Annotated in this window: 5 protein-coding genes; 2 read left to right on the top strand and 3 right to left on the bottom strand. The window is 74.6% G+C overall.

Features of this window, described 5'->3' with window-relative positions; translation table 11 throughout:
- From E1211_RS31155 to E1211_RS31145, 3 genes are all read right to left on the bottom strand, one after another.
- On the bottom strand, window positions 1–506 hold a 506-nt coding region (locus E1211_RS31155; protein WP_132353672.1), incomplete at its 3' end, for an ATPase.
- Window positions 507–646: 140 nt separating this feature from the next.
- Window positions 647–1,093: a response regulator gene (locus E1211_RS31150; protein ID WP_132353670.1), complete on the bottom strand. Its 447-nt coding sequence runs from the start codon at window positions 1,091–1,093 to the stop codon at window positions 647–649.
- 263 nt (window positions 1,094–1,356) lie between these two features.
- Window positions 1,357–1,674 carry a hypothetical protein gene (locus E1211_RS31145; protein ID WP_132353668.1) on the bottom strand — a complete coding sequence of 106 codons (318 nt, stop codon included), beginning with the start codon at window positions 1,672–1,674 and terminating at the stop codon, window positions 1,357–1,359.
- A gap of 201 nt (window positions 1,675–1,875) precedes the next feature.
- Here E1211_RS31145 and E1211_RS31140 point away from each other — a divergent pair, with 201 nt between their 5' ends.
- Both E1211_RS31140 and E1211_RS31135 read left to right on the top strand, forming a co-directional pair.
- Window positions 1,876–2,856: a DUF2267 domain-containing protein gene (locus tag E1211_RS31140; protein WP_132353666.1), complete on the top strand. Its 981-nt coding sequence runs from the start codon at window positions 1,876–1,878 to the stop codon at window positions 2,854–2,856.
- Between the two features lie 77 nt (window positions 2,857–2,933).
- The gene (locus E1211_RS31135; protein ID WP_132353664.1) at window positions 2,934–3,704 is read left to right on the top strand and encodes a spermidine synthase; all 771 of its coding nucleotides are present in this window, start codon (window positions 2,934–2,936) and stop codon (window positions 3,702–3,704) included.
- Window positions 3,705–3,894: the final 190 nt, after the last annotated feature.

The raw sequence follows: 3,894 nt of genomic DNA, 5'->3' as shown, positions 1-3,894 counted from the left end.
CCCGGCGACTCGACCGCACCGCCGACGCCCAGCCGGGTGGCGGGGACCGTGGAACCGGCCGCCGCGGTCGGCGTGTCGGCGGGCACCGGCTCCACGCCCACCCCGTCGAGCAGCTCGTCCACCCGCGCCACCCGCCGGCGGCGGGCGTGCAGCGCCGCCTCGAACTCCCGGCGCGCCTGCACGGCGTCGGCGTACGCCCGCTCGCGTACCTGCCGGGCCTCCTCGCGGGCGGCGTCCAGCTCCGAGCGCGCCAGCGCCAGTATCTCGGCGGCCTCCCGCTGCACCTGCCCGACGGCGAGCCCGACCACCGCCGCGTCGTCCGGATCGAGCCGGCGCAGCAGACCGCAGAGCCCGGTCGCCTCCTGCCGGATCCGGTCCCACTCTCGACCGGCTCCCCCGGCGCTCTCCGCCCACGCCGCGAGCCGGGTCAACCGCACCGCCAGCTCGTCGAGGCAGGAATCCACCTGTTGCTGGTCGTAGCCGATCTCAACGACGGGAAACCTCATGCTGTCGCCCCCCAGGCAGCTGGAAATACGTTCCCACCTGGATCCTCGACGCTGCCGCGTGCCGCCGCGGGGCTTCGGAAAAATTGTTCGGCATGCGGGCGGCAGCGAGGTGCCGCCGACGCGACCGCTCAAGCTTCCCGTCAGGGACGCTTGGGCAGCACGACCACCCGGCCGAAGAACTCGTCGATCCGGTGCACCACGCCGTTGAAGTCGTCCAGGTCGATCGGCTTCGTGACGTACGCGTTCGCCTGGAGGGTGTAGCTGCCGATCACGTCCGTGTCCGCGTTGGACGTGGTGAGCACCACTACCGGAATCGTCCGCAGATCCTCGTCCTGCTTGACCGCGCCGAGCACCTGCCGACCGTCCATCCGCGGCATGTTCAGGTCCAGCAGGATGACGTCCGGGCGCAGGGCTCCGGTGTGCCGGCCCTCACCGCGGAGGAACTCCATCGCCTCCTCGCCGTCACCCACCACGTCGATGACCTTCTCGACGTCGGACTCCTGCAGGGCCTCCTCGATCATGAGCACGTCGCCCGGGTCGTCGTCCACCACGAGGATGCGGACCGGGTTCGGGCTGTCTGCGCCCATGAGCTACCTGCCTCTGGTCTGGCGGGAACGGGACATCGCGGTCATGTGCTGGCGGGGAAATCTAGCCGATCCGGAGCCATTCCACGACATCGGGCCGACCGGGCTCCGAACCGACGTTTGCCGTTCGGCAAGTATAGGTGGCGGCCCGGACGTCGACCGATCGGCGACGAGCCCCGGCGCGGGCCGCCCCGCTGACGGGGCGGCCCGGCGCGCGGGGTGGCCCCCGACCCTGGGACCAAGGGTCAGGGGCCGGAGGAGGGCCTTCAGGTCGCGGTGACCGGTTGCAGCCGCGGACCGCCGGAGCGTTGCTCGGCCGCGGAGGGCGGCGGCTCGGCGTCCTCGGGTGGGCCGGAATCGGGCGTCTGGAACAGGTAGCGGACGAACTCCGCACCCGCCTCGTTGTCGTCCGCGCCCGGCCACTGGCCGATGCAGTCGACCCCGATGACCTCCCGGCCGGTACCGTCGGCCTCTTCCAGCAGAGCCCACAGGCTCACGGGGTAGCAGCGGGTGGCTTCGGGTGCGATCTGCCAGCGGGCGTACCAACCCGGCCGGGCCGGGACGATCTCGACGATCCGCTTCATGACGACCTTCCCTTCCGCGTACCTCGGAAGAACTCCAGGTCCTGGCCCGATCATGCGGCCCGGACGGGTGATCGCCCCTCACCCCCGCCGGATGAAGCCGCCGCCGCGAGGGACCGCGCCCGGCCGGTCGCGTCCGTTTCGTGGTCGGCGAGGCCGGGAACGCGAGGCGGAACCACGATCCCCAGGAGAAGGAGCGCCACCATGCGCAAGCAGATGGAGGGCGACAACCAGCGCCGCCGCGCCCTCGCCCGGCAGGCCCGCGAACAGGGCCGGCAGCCGAGCGAGACCGGCGTGAGCCTGAGCGCCTCCAAGCAGCTCACCAGCCTCGACCGGGGCAAGCGCGCCGGCCCGCCGCCCGCCGGCAGCCGGCACAAGCAGGACAGCACCCGGGGCGGTCCCTCCCCGCCGCAGGCCGGGGTGCCGGCGAGCCCGCCGCCCCGCCCGGCGACCGGCGCGAACGGCGGCGGTACCTCGGCGATGGGTTACCACACCCTCGTCGACGACGTTCGGCGTCGAGCGGGTGTCGACTTCCGTACCGCCAAGGTGGGCGCCGAGGCGACCGTGCTGGTGCTGGCGTTCGCGCTGGACGAGGGGGAACGGCGTCGGCTGCTCGCCGCCGTGCCCGCGTCGCTGCGCGACGTGCTGCCGGTGGACGGGATCGAGCGACACCGCGACCTGTCCGGCTTCCTGGCCGAGGTGGGGCGGATCAGCGGCAACACCCCGGAAGAGGCCCGCTACCAGGCGGAGGCGACGCTCGCCGCGCTCGCGGACGCCGACGGTGACCTGATCGAGTCGCTGCACGTCCCCGACGGCCTGCGGGAGCTGCTGGAGCCGACCCCGGTCGGCGGCGGCGTGGTCGGGGCGAACACCTCGACGCCGCCGCTCACCGAGACCGAGCTGGCGGCCGTGCTCGCCGACATGCCGTACTGGTCGGGCGGCAGCGAGGGGTTGCACCGGGTGGTCGCGCTGCCCGCGGACAACCTCGACCGCGTGCTGGCGCGCATCGATCGACTCCGGCAGGAGACCGGGCGCGCGCCGGCGATCGCCCGGCCCGGCCCGACGGCGGCCGTGCTGACCGTACGGTCCCGGCAGGCCGGCGCGGTGACCGCACAGGACGTCGACCTCGCCCGGCAGATCGACGCCGCCATCGACGAGGCGGGCGCCGGGATGGCCAGCGGCTGACCGCGCGGACCGGCGGGCCGAAACCGGCCCGCCGGTTCCGTCACCGCGGTGCTCCCGCCGTCGGATAGCGTGCCCGGATGGACCGCACCGACCGGCTGGAGCTGGTCACCGACCCGGTGCGGCGCACCGGGCGCCTGCTCCTCGCCGCCGGCGTCGAGCAGTCGTACGTCGACGTCGACGACCCCCGGTACCTGCACTTCGAGTACGTCCGCCGGATGGCCGCGGTGGCGGACCTCGCCGCCCCCACCGGCGCCGCCGTCAGCGCGCTGCACCTCGGCGGTGGCGCGCTCACCCTCCCCCGATACCTGGCGGCGACCCGGCCGGGCTCGACCCAGCTGGTGATCGAGCGGGACCCCGCGGTGGTCGAACTGGTCGCCCGGGGGTTGCCCGCGCTCCCGCCGGAGGTGCACGTCCGGGTCGACGACGCGCGGGCGGCCGTCGCCGCCGAGGCCCCGGACCGGTACGACCTGGTCTTCGCCGACATCTTCCGGGGCGCCCGGATGCCGGCGCACGTGCGCACCGTCGAGTTCGTCACCGAGGTGGCCCGGGCGCTACGCCCCGACGGCGGCTACCTGGTCAACGTCACCGACCTGCCGCCGCTGGTGCAGACCCGGGTGCACGTCGCCACGCTGCGCGCGGTCTTCGCCGACGTCTGCCTGATCGCCGACCGCCGGATGCTGCGCGGCCGCCGGTACGGCAACCTGGTGCTCGCGGCCAGCCCACGCCCCGGCCGGCTGCCGGTGGCTCGGCTCTCCGCCGTCGCCGCCCGCGACCCCCTGCCGGGCGTCGTGCTGCACGGCACGGCGCTCGACTCCTTCGTCGCGGGCGCGCGCCCCGCCACCGACTGAGCCCCTCGGGTTTCCGGCTCCCCGGCTCGGGTAGCCGCGCCGGATGAGGGACGCCGACGACCGCCGGACCCGCTCCACGGCGGCGTCGAGCGGATCGGGTACGCCCAGCCACCACACGTCGGTGCGGGCGTTGACGAACAGGTCCGGCACCGCGGCCTTGACCGCCGCCACCTTGCCCGCGGTCGTCTCG

Source organism: Micromonospora sp. 15K316 (genome assembly GCF_004348525.1).
GTDB lineage: Bacteria > Actinomycetota > Actinomycetes > Mycobacteriales > Micromonosporaceae > Micromonospora.
Note: the sequence above shows the minus strand (reverse complement) of the source record. Positions and strands in the feature narration are given on the sequence as shown.

Coding starts and splice junctions, on each gene's coding strand:
- E1211_RS31150 (WP_132353670.1), bottom strand. CDS start 1,093: ATGGGCGCAGACAGCCCGAACCCGGTCCGCATCCTCGTGGTGGACGAC.
- E1211_RS31145 (WP_132353668.1), bottom strand. CDS start 1,674: ATGAAGCGGATCGTCGAGATCGTCCCGGCCCGGCCGGGTTGGTACGCC.
- E1211_RS31135 (WP_132353664.1), top strand. CDS start 2,934: ATGGACCGCACCGACCGGCTGGAGCTGGTCACCGACCCGGTGCGGCGC.
- E1211_RS31140 (WP_132353666.1), top strand. CDS start 1,876: ATGCGCAAGCAGATGGAGGGCGACAACCAGCGCCGCCGCGCCCTCGCC.